This window comes from Ruegeria sp. AB6, from assembly GCF_056542685.1.
Genome location: NZ_JBQGAD010000010.1, coordinates 24,482 through 46,504 on the forward strand (window position 1 = coordinate 24,482; position 22,023 = coordinate 46,504).

Annotated in this window: 22 protein-coding genes; 8 read left to right on the forward strand and 14 right to left on the reverse strand. The window is 59.8% G+C overall.

From position 1 onward, the window contains the following. Position 1 precedes the first annotated feature (1 nt). Both ACR0DB_RS17725 and ACR0DB_RS17730 read left to right on the forward strand, forming a co-directional pair. A complete protein-coding gene (locus tag ACR0DB_RS17725) occupies positions 2 to 412 on the forward strand; it encodes a nuclear transport factor 2 family protein (RefSeq protein ID WP_480552313.1) in 411 nt (136 codons plus the stop codon). After that, positions 399 to 1,118 carry an SGNH/GDSL hydrolase family protein gene (locus ACR0DB_RS17730; RefSeq protein ID WP_480552315.1) on the forward strand — a complete coding sequence of 240 codons (720 nt, stop codon included), beginning with the start codon at positions 399 to 401 and terminating at the stop codon, positions 1,116 to 1,118. Before ACR0DB_RS17725 ends, ACR0DB_RS17730 begins: the two co-directional genes overlap by 14 nt. Here the strand turns inward: ACR0DB_RS17730 and rarD are convergent. The 9 genes from rarD to ACR0DB_RS17775 form a co-directional block, all read right to left on the reverse strand. Then, positions 1,109 to 1,993: an EamA family transporter RarD gene (gene rarD, locus ACR0DB_RS17735; RefSeq protein WP_480552430.1), complete on the reverse strand. Its 885-nt coding sequence runs from the start codon at positions 1,991 to 1,993 to the stop codon at positions 1,109 to 1,111. The two genes, ACR0DB_RS17730 and rarD, sit on opposite strands and share 10 nt — an antisense overlap. 189 nt (positions 1,994 to 2,182) lie before the next feature. After that, complete coding sequence (locus ACR0DB_RS17740; protein ID WP_480552316.1) at positions 2,183 to 4,636, reverse strand: GcvT family protein; 2,454 nt, start codon at positions 4,634 to 4,636, stop codon at positions 2,183 to 2,185. Between the two features lie 89 nt (positions 4,637 to 4,725). Beyond that, on the reverse strand, positions 4,726 to 5,670 hold the full coding sequence (locus tag ACR0DB_RS17745) for a GlxA family transcriptional regulator (RefSeq protein ID WP_480552318.1): 945 nt from the start codon (positions 5,668 to 5,670) through the stop codon (positions 4,726 to 4,728). A 4-nt stretch (positions 5,671 to 5,674) separates the two neighbouring features. Further along, positions 5,675 to 6,568: a homocysteine S-methyltransferase family protein gene (locus ACR0DB_RS17750; RefSeq protein ID WP_170774764.1), complete on the reverse strand. Its 894-nt coding sequence runs from the start codon at positions 6,566 to 6,568 to the stop codon at positions 5,675 to 5,677. Positions 6,569 to 6,582: 14 nt separating this feature from the next. Beyond that, positions 6,583 to 7,635, reverse strand: a complete 1,053-nt coding sequence (locus ACR0DB_RS17755; RefSeq protein WP_480552319.1) for an alcohol dehydrogenase family protein — start codon at positions 7,633 to 7,635, stop codon at positions 6,583 to 6,585. Positions 7,636 to 7,638: 3 nt separating this feature from the next. Beyond that, positions 7,639 to 10,086: a GcvT family protein gene (locus ACR0DB_RS17760; protein WP_480552321.1), complete on the reverse strand. Its 2,448-nt coding sequence runs from the start codon at positions 10,084 to 10,086 to the stop codon at positions 7,639 to 7,641. A 15-nt stretch (positions 10,087 to 10,101) separates the two neighbouring features. Next, positions 10,102 to 10,482, reverse strand: coding sequence for a GFA family protein (locus tag ACR0DB_RS17765; RefSeq protein ID WP_480552323.1), 381 nt, complete (start codon positions 10,480 to 10,482; stop codon positions 10,102 to 10,104). Between the two features lie 4 nt (positions 10,483 to 10,486). Further along, entirely contained in the window at positions 10,487 to 11,110 is a 624-nt protein-coding gene (locus ACR0DB_RS17770) for a LysE family translocator (protein WP_480552325.1), read from the reverse strand. After that, entirely contained in the window at positions 11,111 to 11,710 is a 600-nt protein-coding gene (locus tag ACR0DB_RS17775; protein WP_480552327.1) for a helix-turn-helix domain-containing protein, read from the reverse strand. It lies immediately after the preceding gene. 102 nt (positions 11,711 to 11,812) lie between these two features. On the opposite strand from ACR0DB_RS17775, the gene ACR0DB_RS17780 reads away from it, so the two are divergent. Next, positions 11,813 to 12,079 carry a DUF1294 domain-containing protein gene (locus ACR0DB_RS17780; protein WP_237215654.1) on the forward strand — a complete coding sequence of 89 codons (267 nt, stop codon included), beginning with the start codon at positions 11,813 to 11,815 and terminating at the stop codon, positions 12,077 to 12,079. A gap of 6 nt (positions 12,080 to 12,085) precedes the next feature. Here ACR0DB_RS17780 and ACR0DB_RS17785 read toward each other — a convergent pair whose 3' ends face one another. Beyond that, complete coding sequence (locus tag ACR0DB_RS17785; protein WP_170774774.1) at positions 12,086 to 12,538, reverse strand: GAF domain-containing protein; 453 nt, start codon at positions 12,536 to 12,538, stop codon at positions 12,086 to 12,088. Between the two features lie 94 nt (positions 12,539 to 12,632). Continuing rightward, on the reverse strand, positions 12,633 to 13,805 hold the full coding sequence (locus ACR0DB_RS17790) for an acetyl-CoA C-acyltransferase (RefSeq protein WP_480552329.1): 1,173 nt from the start codon (positions 13,803 to 13,805) through the stop codon (positions 12,633 to 12,635). A gap of 105 nt (positions 13,806 to 13,910) precedes the next feature. On the opposite strand from ACR0DB_RS17790, the gene ACR0DB_RS17795 reads away from it, so the two are divergent. The 3 genes from ACR0DB_RS17795 to ggt all read left to right on the forward strand — a co-directional run bounded on the left by ACR0DB_RS17795 (position 13,911) and on the right by ggt (position 16,509). Further along, positions 13,911 to 14,249 carry an STAS domain-containing protein gene (locus ACR0DB_RS17795; RefSeq protein WP_480552331.1) on the forward strand — a complete coding sequence of 113 codons (339 nt, stop codon included), beginning with the start codon at positions 13,911 to 13,913 and terminating at the stop codon, positions 14,247 to 14,249. Between the two features lie 32 nt (positions 14,250 to 14,281). Next, positions 14,282 to 14,722 (forward strand): ATP-binding protein, encoded by a 441-nt coding sequence (locus tag ACR0DB_RS17800; RefSeq protein WP_170791198.1) that lies wholly within the window; start codon positions 14,282 to 14,284, stop codon positions 14,720 to 14,722. 209 nt (positions 14,723 to 14,931) lie between these two features. Then, positions 14,932 to 16,509, forward strand: coding sequence for a gamma-glutamyltransferase (ggt, locus tag ACR0DB_RS17805; protein WP_480552333.1), 1,578 nt, complete (start codon positions 14,932 to 14,934; stop codon positions 16,507 to 16,509). A 24-nt stretch (positions 16,510 to 16,533) separates the two neighbouring features. On the opposite strand, the gene hspQ is transcribed toward ggt, so the two are convergent. After that, positions 16,534 to 16,860 carry a heat shock protein HspQ gene (gene hspQ, locus ACR0DB_RS17810; protein WP_170774786.1) on the reverse strand — a complete coding sequence of 109 codons (327 nt, stop codon included), beginning with the start codon at positions 16,858 to 16,860 and terminating at the stop codon, positions 16,534 to 16,536. An 80-nt stretch (positions 16,861 to 16,940) separates the two neighbouring features. On the opposite strand from hspQ, the gene ACR0DB_RS17815 reads away from it, so the two are divergent. Both ACR0DB_RS17815 and ACR0DB_RS17820 read left to right on the forward strand, forming a co-directional pair. Continuing rightward, on the forward strand, positions 16,941 to 17,822 hold the full coding sequence (locus tag ACR0DB_RS17815) for an AEC family transporter (RefSeq protein ID WP_170791202.1): 882 nt from the start codon (positions 16,941 to 16,943) through the stop codon (positions 17,820 to 17,822). Between the two features lie 60 nt (positions 17,823 to 17,882). Next, the gene (locus ACR0DB_RS17820; protein ID WP_170774790.1) at positions 17,883 to 18,464 is read left to right on the forward strand and encodes a transglycosylase SLT domain-containing protein; all 582 of its coding nucleotides are present in this window, start codon (positions 17,883 to 17,885) and stop codon (positions 18,462 to 18,464) included. A gap of 12 nt (positions 18,465 to 18,476) precedes the next feature. On the opposite strand, the gene ACR0DB_RS17825 is transcribed toward ACR0DB_RS17820, so the two are convergent. Next, a complete protein-coding gene (locus ACR0DB_RS17825; RefSeq protein ID WP_170791204.1) occupies positions 18,477 to 19,073 on the reverse strand; it encodes a LolA family protein in 597 nt (198 codons plus the stop codon). 39 nt (positions 19,074 to 19,112) lie between these two features. Beyond that, positions 19,113 to 22,010 (reverse strand): DNA translocase FtsK, encoded by a 2,898-nt coding sequence (locus ACR0DB_RS17830; protein ID WP_480552335.1) that lies wholly within the window; start codon positions 22,008 to 22,010, stop codon positions 19,113 to 19,115. Between the last annotated feature and the right edge of the window lie 13 nt (positions 22,011 to 22,023).

The window sequence follows — 22,023 nt, forward strand, 5'->3', positions numbered from 1 at the left end:
CATGCACCCCATAATCGCCCGCATGCAAGAGGTCGTCGCCAAAGGGGACGAAACCCTGATCCATGAATTGCTGGCCGAGGACGTGCGCTTCTCGCCCCCAACCTACTACAGCACATGGACGGGCCGCGAACCCGTGGCCGCCGTGCTGGGGCATGTGGGGCAGGTGTTCTCGGACTTCCGCTATCGCCGGATCATGGGAGAGGGCAAGGACTGGGCGCTGGAATTCCAATGCAAGGTCGGAGAACTGGATGCGGTGGGTGTTGACCTGATCACACTGAGCGACGATGGTCTGATTCAGGAATTCGAGGTCGTCATGCGCCCCTACAAAACCATTGGCGCCCTGCGCGAAGCGATGATGTCCCGTGTTATGACCGACGCGCGGTTCCTCAAGTTCAAAGATGCGCTCAGCTAAAATGCCCTTCGCCGCCGATCAATTGCTGCGGGTCCCGCTGCTGCCGGTCTTGGCGGCACAAGGGCTGGCCGTGCGGCGCAACGCGGGGCTGCTGCCCGAACCCACAGGCCCCCGTGCCGGGCGTTTCGGCCGCGGTCCGCGCCTGCGCTTGCTGATTGCCGGTGACAGTTCGGCTGCTGGGGTGGGCGCTGGCACACAAACGCAAGCTCTGTCAGGATGCGTGGTGCGCAATCTATCCCGTCACTACTGCGTCGAATGGCGGTTGGAGGCCACCACCGGCCACACCACCGAAGACACGATCGCCCGACTGGAGGGCCTGGACGGTCCCTTCGACATGGCAATCACGGCTCTGGGCGTCAACGACGTGACCCGTCTTGTATCTGCGAAGGTATTCGCAGACCGGCAGGCCCGGTTGATGGAACTTTTGACCGGTCCATTGGAGGTGCGACGCGTTGTTGTGACGGCGGTTCCACAAATGCACCGCTTTCCCGCGCTACCCCACCCTCTGGCCTGGGTGCTGGGGCAACAGGCAGCCAGGCTGGACCGGGCGCTTCAAAAGATTGTCGCACAATATGCTCAAACCCGGCACCTGGCCCTAGACTTACCGGACGACCCTGCACTGGCCGCACCGGATGGCTATCATCCCAGTCCCAAAACCTATGCGATCTGGGCAGAGGCCGCCGCCCATCTACTGCATCAAGGCTGAGCGCGCATCTGCCGGATCATCGGGATCGAATAGATAACAAGTGCAGCCCAGATCATCGGAAAAGCGATCATGCGGCCTTGGTCGATCTGCTCGCCAAACATAGTGATAGCGGTGATGAAGATCATGGTCGGCGCGATGTATTGGAGTATCCCCATCGTAGACAGGCGCACCAGCTTGGCCCCATTGGCATAAACCAACAACGGAATCGCGGTTACGATACCACAGCCAAGCAGCAGCATCGTATCCGAAGCCGCGACCCCAAACCGCCCTGTCCCCTGCGCACCTAGCCACGTCACATAAACCAAGGCCGGGATCAGCAGGATCAGCACTTCAAGCAAAAACCCCTGATTTGGTCCGATGGGAAGCGAACGTTTGAAAAAGGCGTAGAACCCCCAGCTCACCATCAATCCCAAGGCTGCCCATGGCAGGCTGCCCGCCTGCCAGATCAGAACCAAAACGCCCGTCGCTGCCAACCCCACAGCGACAAGCTGCGCACGGTTCAACGGCTCCCGCAGCAACACAGCGCCCAGCGCAATGCTGAACAACGGGTTGATGTAGTAACCCAGCGCCGCATCCAACGCATTCCCGCTCGCAATGGCCCAAACATAAATCGCCCAGTTCACTGAGATCAGCGCCGCCGTCAAACACGCCATGCCCAACATCTTCGGATTGCGCAGCGCCGCCTTCAAATCTTGTGTTCGTCCCAACACGACCAGCAGCGCCCCGGCGACCGGTACTGACCAGATGATCCGATGCGCCACAATCTCAACCGGCCCGACATGCGCCATCGCTTTCATGTAAAGAGGCAGAAAGCCCCACAAAACATAGGCCGTTACTGCTAAGGCCAACCCCTTTGGCGAATCTTCACGGTTCATTGGTGTGGGGGTATCTGCCACGTTTGGTCTCCGGTTGGTGCCCATTTCCTCTATGGCAAATCAAATGGTTTTTGGAACCAAGAAAACTGTGAAGAACCCTATCAAGAAATCTGATACGTCGCACCGAAGTCTGCGCATCAAGATGCGAGGCTCTGCCTCGGCGGGGGCAGCGCCCCATTTTCCCGCGCTTCAGACTTTTACGCGTTCCGATTTGGGATCGTACATCGGTTTCAACGAGGATTCTGCTTTGACCTTCACGCCGCAGACGTCGATCTCATAGCTAGAAGCCAGAACATCGGCAGCCTTTTCACCCGCGCACGGCACATACCCCAGGCCGATTGCCGCGCCTAGCGTGTGACCGTAGTTTCCCGAACTCAGATAGCCCACATATTCGCCGTCCCGCAGAATGGGTTCGTTGTGGAACAACAGCGGCTCAGAGTCAGTCAGTTTGAACTGAACCAACCGGCTTTGCGGTCCACTTTCTTTACGGGCAATAACCGCCTCACGACCGATGAAATCACTGCCCTTGTCGGTTTTAACGGCAAAACCCAACCCCGCATCGACCACGTGATCCTCGCAAGTAATGTCATGGCCGAAATGGCGAAAGCCCTTCTCGATCCGGCAAGAGTCCATCATATGCATCCCGCAGAGTTTCAGACCCATATCTTGCCCCGCCTCGTAGAGGGTTTCGAACACGTGGCCCGCCATTTCGGAGGAGACGTAGATCTCCCACCCCAGTTCACCCACATAGGTGACGCGATGCGCGCGGGCGAGGCCCATGCCGATCTCGATCTCTTGCGCTGTGCCAAACGGATTTTCCACGTTCGAGAAATCGGCAGGCGAAACTTTTTGCAGCAGTGCGCGCGCGTTGGGACCCATGACGGCCAGCACACCTTCGCCTGCGGTGACATCGGTGATGACCACGTTGAAGGCGCTCGCGTGGCGTTGCATCCAGGTTTGGTCGGCCAGACGGGTGGCGGCGGGGGTGACCACCAGATAGGCGGTCTCGGTCAGGCGGGTGACGGTCACGTCTGCCTCGATCCCACCGGTGCGGTTCAGGAACTGGGTGTAGACGATCTTGCCATTGGGCACCGCGTAGTCGCCACCGCCGATATAGTTCATGAACGCCTCGGCATCCGGCCCTTCGACGCGGATTTTGCCGAAAGAGGACATGTCATACATGCCGACATTCTCACGCACCGCGCGGTGTTCGGCGGCAGAGTTTTCGAACCAGTTCTGACGTTTCCAGCTATAGTGGTATTCGCGTTCCTGACCTGCGTTGGCGAACCAGTTCGCGCGCTCCCACCCGGCCAGTTCACCCATGACGGCTCCGTGTTCCACTAGGTGATGGTGGAACGGCGTGCGCCGCACGCCACGCGCGGTGGCCTTTTGGCGATAGGGATAGTGGTCGGCATAAAGCAGGCCCAGCGTTTCCTTAGACCGTTCAAACAGATACTTCTTGTTGCCCTGAAACGGCTGCATCCGGCTGATATCCACATCGCCCAGATCAAACGGCTTCTCACCGCTATCCATCCACTCGGCCAGCGCCATACCTGCACCGCCTGCGGATTGGATACCGATCGAGTTGAACCCGGCGGCGACCCAGACATTGTCCATCTCAGGCGCGAGGCCCAGATGATAGGCGTCGTCGGGCGTGAAGGATTCCGGCCCGTTGAAGAAGGTATGAATCCCCGCCTCGGCCAGCATTGGCATCCGATTGACCGCCGCCTCAAGGATCGGCTCAAAGTGGTCGAAATCCTCGGGCAACTGGTCAAACTCGAAACTGTCGGGAATGCCCTCCATCGCCCAGGGTTTTGCGTTGGGTTCAAACGCGCCCAGCAGGATTTTACCCGCGTCTTCCTTGTAGTAGGCGCACTCATCCGGCACGCGCAGAACCGGCAGCTGGGTCAGGCCGTCAATGCCTTCGGTAACGATATAGAAATGCTCGCACGCGTGTAGCGGTACGTTCACGCCTGCCATACGACCGACCTCATGCCCCCACATGCCCGCGCAGTTCACGACCATATCGCATTCGATATGGCCCGAGGCGCTGCCGTCATCGGCAATCCAGTCAACGCCCGTGACTGTACGCCCCTGCTTGACGATCTCGGTGACTTTCACCCGTTCCTTGACGATCCCGCCGCGTTGCCGCGCGCCCTTGGCCAGCGCCAGTGCGATATTGGCCGGGTCGCCCTGCCCGTCCAGCGGCAGATAGACCGCGCCCTTGACGTCTTCGACATTTAGGTGTGGGTACATCTCCTTGACGCGCTCGTTCGAGATTTCTTCGACCTCGACCCCAAAGGCGCGGGCCATGGCAGCCTGACGATAGATCTCTTCCTTACGCTCCTCGGTCAAAGCTACGGTGATCGAGCCGCAGCGTTTGAACCCCGTGGCAACACCGGTTTCTTCTTCGAGCGAGCCGTAAAGTTCCTGACTATATTTCGCCAGTTTGGTCATGTTCGCCGTCGCCCGCAGCTGTGCGATCAGACCGGCGGCATGCCATGTGGTGCCGCTGGTCAGCTGCTTGCGCTCCAGCAGAACGACATCACTCCAGCCCTTCTTGGTCAGGTGATATGCGACCGAGCATCCGATGACGCCGCCGCCGATGATGACCACACGGGCCTTTGGGGGAAGATCAACCATCCTGAAATCTCCGCACTGTCAGGTTTGGGCCAAAATGCCACGAAGGATCGACAATAAATGCACTAAAAGCGTCACAAAACGAGTAATTTTCACCGATGTGTCGCGCGCTTTTCGCGACGCAGAACAAAGGGCGTGACGCCGAAAAAGCTTTTGTAGACCGAGGAAAACCCGTTTGGGAATCCACAGGCAAGGCCGATCTCGCGCACACTCATGGTGGTGTTCAGAAGCAGGTTATTGGCCTTGGCCAGCCGCATCTCGCGGTAGAAACCGTTGGGGGTGGTGCCGAAGAAGGTCTTGAACTTCCGCTCAAGCGAGCGGTTGGACAGATGCAGTTCCTCGACGATCTGATGGATCGGCAGGGGATCTTCGATATTGGCCTGCATCAGCTTGATGCACTGGTCCAGTTTGGCATCCCCGGTGGCGGTCAGACGTGTGCCGGAAAACGGCTGCATCGAAGAAAAATCGCGGATGTTCTCGTGCAACATGATATCGGCCACGGTCATCTTGGCGGGCCCCGAGATGTGACGGCCAATCACCGACAGCGCCACATCCGTCGTCGCCTCCATCCCCGCGCAGGTGACGACGGCGCCTTGCTGGGTGGCGATGGAGAGCTTGGCCTCGAACCGGGCGCCGCGTTCGCGCAGGAATGAGGCGTTTTCCCAATGGGTTGCCATATCCTCGGTACCGTGTTCGTCGATGTAACGACTGGCGGCTTCGGCCAGCAGAAACACCTGTGCGCCGCGATATGTGTAATCCGAAACCACGCGGCCCAGCGAAAGGTCGGGATGGTCAGGGTCGGTATTGCCGATGACAAACAGGTAATCCGCCTTGGGCTGGGTGCAGACAGCCTTGGTCTGGATCATCGCATCGCTGCTGGAATGGATCGCTCCACCCTTCAGGGATTTATACGCATAGGTAAAGGGCGGGTGCGGGCAGACGCGATTGGCCAGCCGCAGCACCTCGACCAGCGACGCCAGTTCCAGCAGCACATAGCCGGGGGCGACGAGGATATCGAAATGCTGCTGACCCGCCATCGCCCTAGACGATCCGGTGTCGGGCGGCGTGCAGCGCGTGGGCCAGCGCCTCGATATGATCGGGGCCGACCTCGCAGCAGCCGCCGACAATGGTGGCCCCGTGTTCGACCCACTTCATCGCGAAATCGGCATAGGCTTCGGGGGTCAGGTCACGACGTTCTTCCAGCGCATCAACAGTGGGGGCGTCTTCCAAAAACCCTTGCGTGATGCCGGTGAAGCCATTGGCATAGGCCCCGTAAGGGCGGCCCATCGTTTCAAGGATCATCAGCGCGGGCATCACCGATTCCGGGCGAGTACAGTTGATCAGAACCGCATCGGGCGCGAAGCGATCGACCAGCGGCGCAACCTGCGCCAGATGCTCACCCGAACGCAGGCGGGTGCCGTCATTGTCCATCACTGACAGCGCCAGCCAGACGGGTTTGGTTGCGCTTTCCGTCCCGCGCAACGCGCCTTCGGCCTCTTGCAGGGACGAGACGGTTTCCAGCAGGAATAGGTCCACCCGGTCGTTCATCATCTGCACCAGTTCGGAAAATTTCACCGCTGCATCGTCCACATCGGGCTTCAGGTCTGGTCTGTACGACGCCAGCAGAGGCCCCAGCGCCCCTGCAATCCGCTTGTGGCGTGATCCGCGCGCACGTTCGGCCTGGGTCAACGCTTGGTCAATCAGATGAGGCAGTTGATCCTCGATCCCTTCCCGTACCAAGCGCGAGCGGTGCACGGCATAGGTATTGGTGGTGGCAACCGTCGCGCCCCGTTGGAAGTAATCCGCGTGGACCTGACCCACCAGGTCGGGTTGGTCGATCATTACGCGCGTCGACCATAGAGGTGTTGGTTTTTCGCCGCCGCGCTTGACCAATTCCTGCCCGATCGAGCCGTCCAACAGGGTGATATCCGCCATAGCCTTACCTTTCCTCAGGGAATGAGAACCAGTTTTCCCGCAAATGCCTTGGACTGAAAGTCCTCTTGCGCTTTGGCGATATCTCTTAGCGGATAGGTTTTTGAGATCAAAGGTTTGATCCGGCCTGCATTCATCAGTTCGACTAATCGTCCGAAGACCTCGAACGCCTGATGGGTGCAGCCGTGGATGGTGATGTCGCGCAAATAAATGTCGCGCAGATCTGCCTGAACGATGGGTCCGGCGATGGCACCGGAAACCGCATACTGCCCGCCGGGTTTCAGCGACAGGATCAGGTTTGGCCAAGCAGGGCCACCGACGACGTCGATCACCACATCGAACATGTCTTTCGGCAAGGGCGCATCACGATCGAACGTATCCGTTGCCCCCTGATCCTTTACCACCTCAGCCTTGGCTGGACTGGTGACGCCCCACACGGTCGCCCCGCGCAGTCGGGCCAGTTGCACGGCGGCCAGACCGACCCCGCCCGAGGCCCCGGTGATCAGAACCTTGTGTCCGGCGGTCACGCCTGCGCGGGTCAGAAGGTTCTCGGCCGTTCCAAAAGCGCAGGGAATGGCCGCGATCTCGGCATCAGATAGCGGAGACGCTGAGACGTCATACAGGTCCGACGCCTCAACCAGGCAGTATTGCGCGAAGGCCCCGTCGATCTCAGACCCCAGCGCGATGAAGCCGGTCGGGTTACCCGGACGCGGGCGCGGCAGGTTGATAGGGCAAGTTACGCGTTGGCCTTTGGTGAAGCCAGTCACTGGCCCTGCGAGTTCAACGATACCGCACAAGTCACCGCCCTGAATGCGCGGGAAGCGTAACGCCCCGCCCCAACCCCCGGCCTCGACCTCCTGATCCACCGCATCCGTCGCGCCGGTCACATCCGAGGAATACCAGCCGACGCGCGTATTGATGTCGGTGTTGTTGACCCCGGCTGCCGCGACCCTGACTAGAACCTGACCAGGTCCGGGTTGCGGCACCGGGATATCCTCGCGCCACTCCAGCGCCTCTGGTCCGCCGTGACGGGTCAGGTAGACGCCCTGCATAACGCGCGGAACAGCCATGGATCAGGCCCGCAGCCGGTCGTTGGCCGGATCCCAGAGAGGTTGGTCTTCTTGCACCACGGCGGGATATTTCTGGCCGTAGATCTCGACCTCCAACGCGGTGCCCGGATTTGCCAGTTCCGACTTGATCATGCCCAGCGCGATGGATTTGCCGACGCGATAGCCCCATGCGCCCGATGTGGTTTCACCTACGATCTGATCGCCTTGCCAGATGCAGGACATATAGGGCGCGTCGCAGTCACCGGCCTCGACCGTCAGGGTGACAAAAGACTTCTTCACCCCCTGCTGCTTTTCGTTCAGGATCGCGGCCTTGCCCGGGAAGTCCTGCGGCTTGTCCAGCTTGACGAACCGCCCTAACCCACCTTCCAGCAGCGAGTAATCGGTCGACAGGTCGCCCTTCCACGCGCGGTAGCCTTTTTCGATCCGCAGCGAGTTCAGCGCATACATGCCAAACGGCGTGGCACCAGCCTCAAGGATCGCGTCATAGATCGCAGGCATGTCGTCGTTCAGAGCGTGAACTTCCCAACCCAGTTCGCCAGCAAAGGATACACGGATCAGATAGGCGGGTTTCCCTGCCACAGTGGCGGCCTGATGGGTCAGCCAGCCCAGCGACAGATCGGCATCGGTCAGACCCGACAGGATCTCACGCGATTTTGGGCCGGTGACGATCAGCGTGTCGCGTGTGGTGGTAACATCCTCGACACTGACACCCGAGGGCATCGCATTCACCAGAATGTCCCGGTCGTGCCATTGCGCGGTGGCGGCGGTGATCATGACGAACTCATCCTCACCCAGACGCAGGCAGGACATCTCGGTCAGGATGCGGCCCCGGTCGTCGGCGATATAGACCAGATTGATCCGGCCCACCTTGGGCAGACCGCCCGTCACCAGCCCACGCAGCGCCTCGGCCGCGCCTTCTCCCTTAACCATGAAGCGCGAGAAACCCGGCAAGTCCAGCACGCCGCAATGGTCGCGCACGGCCTCGCATTCTTCTTTGATCCGCTGCTCCCACGGGCCAGAGCGACCCCATGTATGCGTCGCATCCAGCGAGGTATCGTCGCCCGGCTTGGCGAACCAATTGGCGCGTTCCCAGCCGTTATAGGCACCCATCACGCCGCCCAGTTCCTTGATCTTGTCATGAACCGGAGACAGCTTCTTGTCCCGCGCCGCAGGCCATTCGTGATGGGGGAAGTGCATGGCGTATTCGTTGCCATAGACCTCCATGCCCTTCTGGTTGCAATAGTCTTGATCGGTGTAGTCGGTGTAGCGGCGTGGATCGACGGCCCACATATCCCATTCGGTCGCGCCATCGACTATCCATTCGGCAAGCACCTTGCCAGCGCCACCGCCCTGCGCGATGCCGAAGGTGAAGGTGTGCGCCTCGAATGCGTTTCGAACACCGGGCATCGGCCCGATAAGGGGAAGCCCGTCGGGCGCGTAAGGGATCGGGCCATTGATGACACGTCCAACGCCCGAGGTTGCCATCAGCGGCACCCGCTCCATCGCGTCGGTGACGATGTCTTCGATCCGGTCCAGATCGTCGTTCCAAAGCTGGAAGCTGAAATCCTCGGGCATCGGATCGTCTTCGGTCATCCAATGGCCCTTGCAGTTGGGCTCATACGGCCCAAGGTTGAAGCCGTTCTTCTCCTGCCGCAGGTAGTACGAGATATCCACGTCGCGCAGCAGCGGCAGCTTGCCGCCGTTTTCCTTTGACCACGCTTCCACCTCGGGGATTTCATCGGTCAGCAGGTATTGGTGGCTCATGACCATCGCAGGCACCGTGCGCCCGCCAAAGGGTTTGAACCATTCGCCCACGCGCTGCGCATAGTACCCAGCGGCGTTGACCACATAGTCACAGGCAATGTCGCCCTTTTCGGTGTGAACGGTCCATGTGCCATCGTCGTGCTGAGTCACCCCGGTTGCGGGGCAGAAACGGATGATCTTTTGCCCCATGTCCCGCGCGCCTTTGGCCAGAGCCTGCGTCAGCTGCGCCGGGTCAATGTCGCCGTCGGTCGGATCATACAGAACGCCCTCAAGATCATGGGTTTCAAGGAAGGGATAGCGCTCTTTGGCCTCTTCCGCTGTCCACATCTCCATCGGGATGCCTTGATAACGACCCATGGACAGGGCGCGTTCGAACTCTTGCATCCGTTCCTTGCTGTGCGCCAGACGGATCGAGCCCGAGACGTGGTAGTTCATCGGGTAATCGACCTCATCCGCCAGCCGCGAATACAGCTCGGTCGAGTAGCGCTGCATGTTCATGATCGCCCATGAGGTCGAAAAGGTCGGCACATTGCCCGCCGCGTGCCACGTCGAGCCCGCTGTCAGTTCGTTCTTTTCCAGCAGAACGCAGTCGGTCCAGCCCTTCTTGGCCAGATGATAAAGCGATGAACAGCCGACGACGCCGCCGCCGATGATGACCACACGGGCTTTGGTTGGAAAATCACTCATGGTTTTGCTTCCCTGTTAGTGTGCCCGCTGGGGCAGATCGTCTTTGATGTCGTAGTAGTCGCCCTTGTCGGCGACGAAGATATGTTGGGCGAGTTTCAAGCCGGTGGGCTCGTCCAGAGACCCTATTGAAACCGCAATCGTGTCCTCATCATTGTGCTTCCAAAACAGGAACGAGCCGCAAGCGCTGCAAAAGCCGCGCTTGGCGATGTCCGAGGCGCGATACCAGCCCAACGTCTCTCTGGAGGTAAAGCTGAGGTTGTCTTCATGCGTCTCGCAGGAGGCCCAGAGATGCCCAGATTGCCTGCGGCATTGGCCGCAATGGCAAGCATTGGGTGCAGCGAGGTCTCCGTCAATGGTGAACGCCACCTTGCCGCAGAGGCAGGAACCGGTGTGCATGTCTTTACCCCCTTGCTGTAGGCGTTGCGCTGGTACCCAGCAACACGCCGTAGATGATGAAACAGGTCGCCATCACGCGGCGGACCCAGATGTTGAACACAGCCCCCAGCGCAGCCTTGCCCATCAGCGCGCCCAGCAAGGTGAACCCGGTATAGCTGAGCGTTGTGATGACCAACGCGGTGGGCATGATCACTCCCATCTGCTGCCAGACCGGAACCTCGGGCTGCACGAATTGCGAAAACGCCGCCAGATACCCGGCCACGCTTTTGGGGTTGATCGTCGCCACCGCCAGCGCGTGCAGATAGACGTGGCGCGCGGGTCGCTCAGAGGCTGGCGCGGGTTTGCTGGCATTGATCCAGCCGCGGATGCCCATCCAGATCAGGAACCCCGCGCCGATCAGTTTGGCGATGAAAAACCCGGTGGGTGAGGCCGCAATCAGCGCCGTGACGCCCAACGCGGACAGAATCAGAAAGGCGCTGGCCTGTGTCAGGATCGCCAGCACGCCCAGCATCGCCTTGGGAAAGGGCAGGCTCATCCCGTTTGAGATACAATTGACCGCATTCGGTCCCGGTGTGGTGACGAACACCACCCAGAACAGGGTGAATATGGTCCAAGCCTCGAAGCTCATTCAATACACCGGCGGGGCGATAACCCAGATGGCCACGGCGGGCTCATCATAGGGGTTCGCCCAGTGATAGGGTTCGTGTTTGATGCGGAAACTGTCCCCCGGCCCAACCGAGAATTTCCGTCCGCCAATCGTCAGGTCCAACCGCCCCGAGATCATATAGCCCACCTCTTGCGTCGGGCGGTTGGCGGGGGTCTGCATATGCGAGCGGGGCTCGAAGGTGGAATGCACCATCTCAAAATCATCGGTCAGATCGGGCGAGAGCAACTCCTCGATCAACCCTTCCTCACCCGATCCCATTGGGCGGCGCGAGCCTGCGCGGACCACATAACCCTGTTCATCTGCCGGGGCGGCAGAATGGGCAAACAGCATCGACATGGGTACACCCAGACAATCGGCCATCTGCCGCAGGTCAGAGATGGACGGATCGGACATATCCCGCTCAACCTGGCTGAGCCAGCCGACCGAGCGGTTCAGCTTTGCCGCAATCTCGCTCAGCGTCAGCCCGCGCGCTTTGCGCAGGGCGCGGATATCGGCACCAAGGGTCGCGCTTTGGGGGGCCTGAGAGTTCAATTGCCGCTCCGCGTTGTCGTGAAATTTCATCCCTGTTTTTCACGATGGCGCGAATCGATGAAAAAACCAAGCGTTTTTTCACTTGGGTCACGCGGCCGGGTTCGGTATCGGTCACGCATGTGGATTGCAGTGATGTATTTGTGGGCGATCAATACCCTGACTCTGCTGGCCTTTGGCTGGGACAAACTTCGCGCGCGGCGGCGCAAGCGCCGGGTGCCGGAACGCCGCCTTTTGTGGCTGGCGGCGCTGGGTGGCGGCCCCGGAGCCGTGGTTGGGCGCTGGATTTTTCGCCACAAAACCCGCAAAGGCCGGTTTTCAGCATGGCTGTTTGCAATTCTGATAGTTCAGGCCGCTGCTTGCTATGCGGCCTTCACCTATCTGCCCCCGTTGCTGGGCTAACCGACCTTAACGCGCAAACACATCGCGCAAGATGGCAGCGAGCTCATCAGCATCCGCTTGGGTAAACGCATCTGGTAGATCGCTGTCGATATCAAACACCGCGATCACCTCACCCTGCGAGTCGAAGACAGGCAGTACCAGTTCCGACCGGGTCGAGGACGCACAGGCGATATGACCAGGAAAAGCCTCCACATCGGGTACAATTTGCACTTCTCCGGTGCGGGCTGCTGCTCCACAGACGCCGCGTGCAAACGGGATCACCAGACAGCCATGTCCGCCCTGATACGGCCCGATCTTCAACACCTCGGGCTCGGTCACGCGATAAAACCCGGTCCAGTTGAAGCGGTCATCGCTGTGATGCACCTCGCAGGTGACAGTGGCCATCAGGGCGACCTGATCCGTTTCGCCTTCGGTCAGGGCGGCGATGGTTTTTGCGAGGGTGGAATAGTCAACGGTCATGGCAGCACTTTGAGGCAAGGGTATCAGGGGGCGCTGCCCCCTCATGAGCCGGTGGCTCAATTCACCTCCGCCGTATTTGAAACAAGAAGAATGGTCAAACGCGTTCTATGGCAATGGCGGTGCCTTCGCCACCCCCGATGCAGATGGCCGCAACGCCGCGTTTGAGGTTTCGTTTCTCGAGCGCATTCAGCAATGTGACCATGATCCGCGCGCCGGATGCGCCGATGGGATGGCCCAGAGCGCACGCGCCGCCATTCACGTTCACCTTGTCGCGCGGCAAACCCATTTCGTGCATGAAGGCCATGGGCACGACGGCGAAGGCCTCGTTCACCTCCCACAGGTCCACATCATCAGTGGTCCAACCGATCTGCGTCAGCAGTTTTTGCGCGGCAGGCACCGGGGCAGTCGTAAACAGGCCGGGGGCCTGTGCGTGGCTGGCATGGCCCAGAATACGGGCGCGGATGGTCAGGGCTTGCGCCTGGGCGGCTTCCTCCGACGCCAGCACTAAGGCCGCAGCCCCGTCCGAGATCGACGAGGCATTGGCCGCTGTCACCGTTCCATCCTTGCGGAAGGCCGGTTTCAGGGTCGGGATTTTCTCGGGCCGGGCCGAAAGAGGTTGCTCGTCGGTGGATTGCGTGACGTCCCCTTTGCGCGTTTTCAGGGTAACAGGCGTGATCTCATCCGCAAAGGCGCCGGTTTCTTGTGCCTGCAGCGCGTTCGACAGAGACTGCAGCGCGTAGTCATCCTGTGCCTCGCGGGTGAACTGATAGGCCTCGGCACAATCCTCGGCGAAGGTACCCATCAGACGACCCTTGTCATAGGCATCTTCAAGCCCGTCCAAAAACATGTGGTCAACCACCTGCCCATGGCCGATCCGGGCGCCGCCGCGCATTTTGGGCAACAGATAGGGGGCGTTGGTCATGCTCTCCATCCCGCCGGCAACCATCGTGTCTGCGTGCCCCAAGGCAATCTGGTCATAGGCCATCATCGCAGCTTTCATCCCTGATCCGCACATCTTGTTGAGGGTGGTCGCGGGCACCTCTTCACCCAGACCGGCGGCGAAACCTGCCTGTCGCGCAGGGGCTTGGCCCTGACCCGCGGGCAGGACGCAGCCCATCAGCACCTCGTCCACAGTGTCGGCCCCGGCGCCCTTCAAGGCGGCGCGGATTGCCGTTCCGCCCAGATCAGCGGCGCTGACGCCATCGAACATCCCTTGAAACCCACCCATCGGGGTCCGTGCTGCACCTGCGATTACAACTTGCTTCATCGGGAGGCTCCTTTTCTGCTTTTCCGTATGGATGGATACCGAATGGTAAGAATTGGCGTCTAGCGTATTTCTACGCATGATTTGCAATTCAAAGGACCGGCGCGCATGAGCCTGACCAGCAAGACAACCGATACAGCCCAGATCATTACCGTTCATTCCGACCGGATCGACGCCGCCATGGCCATCCAGTTCAAGGAAGAGATGCGGCAAGAGGCCGAAGGCGGTGCTGCGCGGGTGGTGCTAGATCTGACGAGGGTGGAATTCATCGACTCCAGCGGTCTCGGGGCGATCGTCGCCGCCATGAAACAGCTTGGCAGTGATCGCAGGCTGGATCTGGCGGGGTTGCACCCCTTTGTCGAAAAGGTTTTTCGCCTGACCCGTATGGACACGGTTTTCAAGCTATACCCGACGCTGGGCGACGCGCTTGCGTCCGCCGCCGACTGAGCCCGCAGATCGAATGAATAAGCGCCCTGCCCATGTGTACCGGTAACTGCCTGGATCTTCAGTTCTCAGCCACAGCGTCCGATGCCAGCGCGGGCATCGCTCAGCTCAGCGCCTGCCTGAAAGCGCAAGGCCTGCCCGCGCACAAGGCGGGGGACGTAAAAATCGCGCTAGCCGAGGCAATCAACAACGTGGTCGAGCATGCCTATGCCGGGGTCACACCCGCTCAGGTCAAGGTGCGGTGTCGGCTGAACCAAGACTGGCTTGAAATACTGATTTCGGACACCGGCAACCCTCTGCCCGGATTTCGGGTGCCCGAAGGCATGCCGGCGGCGCTGGGGTCATCGCGCGACGAACTGCCCGAGGGCGGATTTGGCTGGTTCCTGATCCATGAATTGACCAGCGATATCCGGTATGAGCGCAGCAACGGCTGCAACAGGCTGTCCCTGCGCTTTGATTTCCCGGATGCCGAGTGACAGGCAAAAGGTCACAATAACGCCCAAATCGAACCATTGTCGCGCCGCAAATCAGGGTCATACACTTACCTGTAGCTCAGATAGCTTCCCTCGGCGCCAAGTGTCACAGCCCCCACCCAGTGAACGGCGCCGAGGAATTTCCCCTTGATTTGACTGGACAATAAACCGCCGCGCGATACCTTCGGCGCGAGTTAATGGGGAATACTGATATGCGCGATTTTCACGTTCCGGGTCGGTCCGAAGTCCTGTCAACGGAAGGCATGTGCGCAACATCGCACCCGCTGGCTGCGCAAGTTGCGTTAAGTATTCTGGAACAGGGCGGCAATGCCATGGATGCCGCGATTGCGGGCGCAGTTCTGCTGGGACTGTGCGAGCCACAGATGACCGGATTGGGCGGAGATTGCTTTGTCCTGTTCAACCGTGCTGGCGAAACCAAAATCCGCGCCCTTAACGGATCAGGCCGCGCTCCCGCGATGGCCAATGCGGACGCCTTGCGCTCACAGGGTCTGAGTGCGGTTCCCCTGACCTCGCCCGAGGCGGTGACAATACCAGGCGCGGTCGATGCCTTTTGCCACCTGGCCGAAACCGAGGGCCGGATCGGGTTGGATTCGGTCCTTAGCCCTGCCATCCACTATGCGGATACCGGCGTGCCTGTGGCCCCGCGCGTGGCTTTGGACTGGAATATTGGAGCAGCCACGCTGCAAGGATCCGCGCGAGATCACTACCTGATCGACGGTAAGGTCCCCAAAACGGGGCAAATCTTCCGCTCTCCGGGTCAGGCAGAAGTTCTACGCCAAATCGCACAACACGGGCGCGATGCGTTTTATACCGGCGACATTGCCGAGGACATGGTTGCCGCACTGTCGCAATTGGGCGGTGTTCACACGATCGAAGATTTTCGGACCACCCAATGTACCGTCACCCTACCAGTCAACAGCAGCTACAACGGTGTCGAGATGTACGAACACCCCCCGAACGGTCAGGGGGCGACGGCGCTTTTGTTGTTAAATATCCTGAAAAACTTCGACCTTTCCGGGATGGAACCCTTCAGCGCGGATCGTATTCATATCGAGGCCGAGGCCTCAAAACTGGCCTATGACGCGCGCAATCGCTTTATCGCCGATCCTGATCACGCCACGCAGGCTGAAAAGTTCACCGATCAGGCGCTGGCAGATCGGCTCGCCGTCCTGATCGATCCTAAGCGGGCGATGCCAGCCGCCGCTCCGCTGACCGAGGCGATCCACAGGGACACGGTTTATATTACCGTCGTCGATCGGGATCGGATGGCCGTGTCTCTGATCTATTCGATCTTTCACAGTTTTGGGTCGGGCATCGCCTCACCAAAATACGGGATACTGCTTCAAAACCGGGGCGCTGGCTTTACCTTGCAGGCCGGACATCCGAATGAGATGGGGCCGGGCAAGCGCCCGATGCACACGATCATTCCCGGTATGCTGAAACAGAACGACCGCATCACCATGCCATTCGGCGTAATGGGCGGGTCGTTTCAACCCACCGGACACGCCCGCCTGTTGTCCAACCTGACGGATCACGGGTTGGGATTGCAGGACAGCATCGACGCCCCGCGCGCCTTTGCCGATGGAAACGTTATGAAACTGGAACGCGGAATTCCGCCCAGCGTGGTGCAACAATTGTCAGATCTGGGCCACAACGTTCAAATCCCGGAAACGCCACTGGGTGGAGCGCAGGCTATCCGAATCCGCGATGACGGTGTTCTGGAAGGTGCCAGCGACCCCCGAAAAGACGGTTGCGCTCTTGGCTACTGATCCTGAACGCGCACGATGCGCCGATCAGTTTAGGTGGAAATGCAGCGGGTATGCGCCGTTTTCAAACGGGCCGAACATGTCTGGAATATCAGGATGTTCCACCGGCTCGCCGGACTGATCGGCAACCAGATTTTGTTCAGAAACATAAGCAACATAGAAGGATTGGTCGTTTTCGGCCAACAAATGATAGAACGGCTGATCCTTGATCGGGCGGCTATCTTCGGGGATGGCCTGATACCATTCTTCGGTGTTCGAGAATTCCGGGTCCACGTCAAAAATCACCCCTCGGAAGGGATGTTTCTTGTGGCGGACCACCTGGCCCAATTTGTACTTGGCATGTGTCTTCAGCATATCTTCAGCCCCCAAAGAACTTACTACTCTTTTCCCGGCGGAAATGCCAATCAATGATCGGATTTTAAGGGAAACAGTCTGTGAACCTTCTACTAACAGTGTTCGAAATTGCGGCTCCGGTCTTTCTTTTGGCCGGGATCGGATTTGCGTGGGTCAAGCTGGGGTTCGAATACCGGCTGCAATTTGTGACCCGTCTGGGCGTTACGCTGGCGGTGCCCTGTCTGATCTTTGTCGCCCTGATGCAGACCGAGATCACAGCCACCGAGCTGACGCGGTTCACGTTGGCGGCCATCACCGGGCATGTGGTGCTTGCGGTGGCCTTTGGCCTGTTCGTGCGGCTCAGCGGCTTGGATCGCCGCACATTTCTGGCCCCGCTGATCTTTGGCAACACAGGCAACCTGGGGGTGCCGCTGTGCATCTTCGCCTTTGGGCAGGCAGGGCTGGGTTTTGCGGTGGTTTTTCTGGCTGTAACGGCGCTCTTTTCCTTTACCTATGGGATCTATCTTGTGGCGGGCAAAGGTGCGTTCGGCAAAGCCGCACGCGAACCGATGGTCTGGGCCACCCTGCTGGGTGCCCTGTTCCTGTGGCGCGGTTGGGAAACGCCCGTGTTCCTGACCAATACACTGGACCTACTTGGGCAAATGGCCATCCCCCTGATGCTGATCACGCTGGGCGTGGCGATCGCGCGACTGACTTCGCGCAGTTTGGGGCAGGCGCTTTGGCTGTCTGCGCTAAAACTGGCGGTGTGCTTTGGGCTGGGCTGGGGCATAGCGCTGGCATTTGACCTGGATAGCGTCGCTTTCGGCGTTCTGGTCCTGCAAATGTGCACGCCGGTTGCTGTGACCTCTTACCTGCTGGCCGAACGGTTCGAAGCGGATGCAGACGCCGTCGCAGGCCTGGTTATGGTGTCAACTGTCCTATCTGTGGGCGCGTTGCCTTTAATTCTAGCTATTGTGTTGTAGCGATTGTGATTTCCTAAAGGCTCAATCTGCGCTAGAATAAAGAAAAAAGGCACGAGGCACATGAGCAGAATTCTTATCGTACTCTTCGGGGTGCTGCTTTTGGCATCCTGTAGTGGCGGCTCCAAACAGCCGCCCAGCAAGCTGAATGACGCGTGCAGCATTGCCCGCGAACGGCCCGATTTTATCAAGGCCTTCAAAAGCACCGAGCGGAAATGGGGTGTCCCCGTCCACGTTCAGATGGCGACGATCTATCAGGAAAGCCGCTATCGCCACGATGCGCGCACCCCGCATAAATACGTGTTGGGTGTCATCCCGATGGGCCGCCAAAGCAGCGCCTATGGGTTCAGTCAAGCTTTGGACGGCACGTGGGAGGAATACCAGCGCGAAACCGGCAAGCGCCGCGCCAAGCGCGACCGTATCCGCGACGCGTCGGATTTCATCGGTTGGTACATGAACAAAACCAACCAGCGCAACGGCATCCAGCTGCATGACACCCGCAACCAGTATCTGGCCTATCACGAAGGCCATACCGGCTACGCTCGTGGGAGCCATTACAGCAAAACATGGTTGTTGAACGTGGCCAATGATGTGGACGCGCGCGCCAAACTCTATCAGGCGCAGCTGGCGGGCTGCCGAATTTAACAGCCCAGCGGGTCAGCGATCGCCTGACCCGCTCCGCGTCCTTTTCGTGAACAGGTCGCTGTTCAGCTTGCCATCAGTTTCCAGCTGACCCAGCAGAACGGTCGTTTGGCTGCCTGCGTTATCGTGGATCACCCATTTGCGCAGCTCAACCGGATCGCCGGTAAACATCAACTCGATCCGACCCGAATCCGGGTTCTTGGGATCCTGCGCCGTCACGACCGTGGCGGTACCGTCGAAATCGTGACCAACCACCATATTGGCCTGTCCCAGATTCACATTCCGCGCCAGCACCAGCGACAGGGGCGTACGCTTTAGTGGATATTGCTCAGCCGGCTGGTTGGACTTGGGATCAAATATCTGAACGGTTCCAGCCCGCGCCAGTACCACTGCGCTGTTGGGCGGATCATATTCGAACCGCATCTTGCCAGGGCGTTCTATCCACAATTTCCCGGTGCTGAGCGAGCCATCGTCGTTGACCTGCGTGAACGTGGTCTCAACGGTTTTCAGCTCGTTCAGGTAGTTTGATATCTGCGATAGCGGCAGCTTGTCCGCCGCCCACGCGGCGGGTGCGGACAATGTCAAAGCAAGGGCAAAAGCAATCTGTTTCATGAGGCACAGATAGGCCTTCTGCCCCTGTTATTAAATATCCTATTGCTCGGGGACGAGGATTTCGCGCTTTCCGACGTGATTGGCAGCGGAAACAACGCCTTCGTCCTCCATCTGCTCAACCAGACGCGCGGCTTTGTTGTAACCGATGGCAAGTTTCCGCTGGATATAAGAGGTCGAGCACTTGCGATCCTTGATCACAATCGCCACAGCCTGATCATAGAGAGCGTCCTCGCCATTGGTGTTGCCACCGGTATTCAGGCCAAGAACTGCATCGATATTGTCGGCCTTTTCCTCGGCCGGACCATCGACGACACCGCTCATGTAATCGGGTGGGCCGAACTGTTTCAGGTGGTTGACGATTTCTTCGACCTCTTCGTCCGACACGAACGGGCCGTGGCAACGGGTGATCTTGGCACCGCCCGCCATATAGAGCATGTCGCCCTGCCCCAGCAGTTGCTCGGCGCCCATCTCGCCCAAAATGGTGCGGCTGTCGACTTTCGAGGTCACCTGGAACGAGATCCGGGTGGGGAAGTTTGCCTTGATTGTGCCGGTGATCACATCAACCGAAGGCCGCTGCGTCGCCATGATCAGGTGAATACCCGAGGCCCGCGCCATCTGCGCCAGACGTTGGATGCAAGCTTCGATCTCTTTGCCCGCGACCATCATCAGGTCGGCCATCTCGTCGACGATAACGACGATATAGGGCATCGCCTCGGGTGCGAATTCTTCGGTCTCGAAGGTGGGTTCTCCGGTCTCGTCGTCAAAGCCCGTTTGGACCGTGCGGCTGAACATCTCGCCCTTGGCCAACGCATCCTTCACACGGCCATTATAGCCCGCGATATTGCGCACGCCCATTTTGGACATCTTGCGATAGCGGTCCTCCATCTCGCCCACGACCCATTTCAGGGCGACAACCGCCTTTTTCGGGTCAGTCACAACGGGCGACAGCAGATGCGGGATACCGTCATAAACCGACAGTTCCAGCATCTTGGGGTCGATCATGATCAGGCGGCATTCATCGGGTGTCAACTTATAGAGCAGCGACAGGATCATCGTGTTGATCGCCACCGATTTACCGGACCCTGTGGTCCCTGCGATCAGCAGGTGAGGCATCTTGGCAAGGTTCGCCACGACCGACTCACCGCCGATATCCTTACCCAAGGCCAACGGCAGCGCATGGTTGCCGTCGCCGAAATCACGGCTGGCAAGGATTTCACGCAGCACCACCATCTCGCGATTTTCGTTGGGCAATTCGATCCCGATGACCGAGCGCCCCGGCAGGGTCGAAACACGCGCCGACAGCGCCGACATCGAGCGTGCGATATCGTCGGCCAGACCGATCACACGACTGGCTTTCAGGCCGGGCGCGGGCTCCAGTTCGTACATAGTGACAACGGGGCCGGGGCGAACACTGACGATCTCACCCTTGACGCCATAGTCATCCAACACGTTTTCCAGCATCCGGGCGTTTTCCTCCAACGCTTCATCGCTGAGGTGATGACGTTGAATGTTCGCCGGGTTGGCCAGCAGGCCCAAAGGCGGCAATTCGAAATCGGAATGCTTGTCCTCGAACGACAGCGCAGGCTGCGCTTCGGCTTGCGCGCGGCGCGAAGGCTGAGGCGCGCGGCGTACAGGCTGTGCGACAACCGGTTTGCGCGGTTCAGCCACCGGAATTTTCATCGCCGGGCGCGACTGAGGGGCGGGCTCGGGTTCAACCATCGGCTCATCCTCGAACACGGCCTCATCATAGTCCGGCTCGGGCGCAAAATCCTGATGCAAGGGCTCCTGCCATTCGGTCGGTTCTGCCGTCAGCATCGGCTCGGGCGGCAAACCAGTCGAAGTCATCGGCGGTTCCGGCGGCAATTCGCCCGCACCAGAGTTCAGGATCAACGGATCAGGCCCGCGCCCCCGCCCCTTGGTCAGCGGCAGGTTCGGGTCATATTCGGGCGCCATCTCACCCGCGGCGACCTTGCGGTTGCGTACAGCGGCGGAAATCTTCGACCGGATGCGGTCCTCGCCTGGCATCTCGTCAACATCGACCAGAGATTCCCGGTCAATGAGTTCGGGCTCGGGCATCGGATCGGGGCGGCGGATCAGATCGGGGATGCGTGACAGCAGGCCCAGTTTCGCGGGCTCGGGCGCGGTCAGCGGCGGTTCGTCAAAGACCGGGTCGGCGTAGGCCAGTTCATCTTCGAATACAGCCTCCGCGGCCTCGGCGCGCGCGACCTTGCGCTCATCCCATTGCGCTCGGCGATCACGGGCGGCCTGCGCGGTCGCGGCGGCCCCACGACCCAGCAGGTTCATCAACCCGTCATAGGACATAACCAAACCCAGCAGAAACGCCCGGAATCCTTTGCGCACATCGTCGCGCGTGAAGCCCAGAACAAAAACGCCAAGCGCCAGCATTCCGAGCGCCATGGCCAGTGACATCAGCTTGACCATGAAATGCGATGCGACCGGCAACAGTGTCAGCAACGCGCCCATGACGGTGTCGCCAAACAGCCCGCCCAGACCAAAACTATGGGTCGAACGCCAAGCCTCATCGGGCACCAAAGTCGCTGCATAGACCGAGACGACGGCAATCCAAATCGGCGCAAAGATCAGCCGTGCAATCGCGCGATCCTCGCCAAAATGCCCGGCAAAGCGCACGCCCCAGCCGATCAGGACCAAGGCGATGCTCCAACTGCCCCAGCCCACGATCATGAACAAGGGTGCCGCGATCGAGGCCCCAATCCGCCCCATCCAGTTCTGCACAGGCGCATCGGTCGAGACCATCCAGTTCGGATCATCCGGCGTGTAGGACCAGATCATCGCCGCCGAGGCCAACCCCAGCAGGATCAAGGCAATCCCGATCAGCTCTTTGCTGCGCCGTTCAATGGCGGCTTGCGTTGTACTGTCCAGCAATGGATCGCGGTTGCGCGCGTTCAATGATGCCATTTTGCCCTCGTAC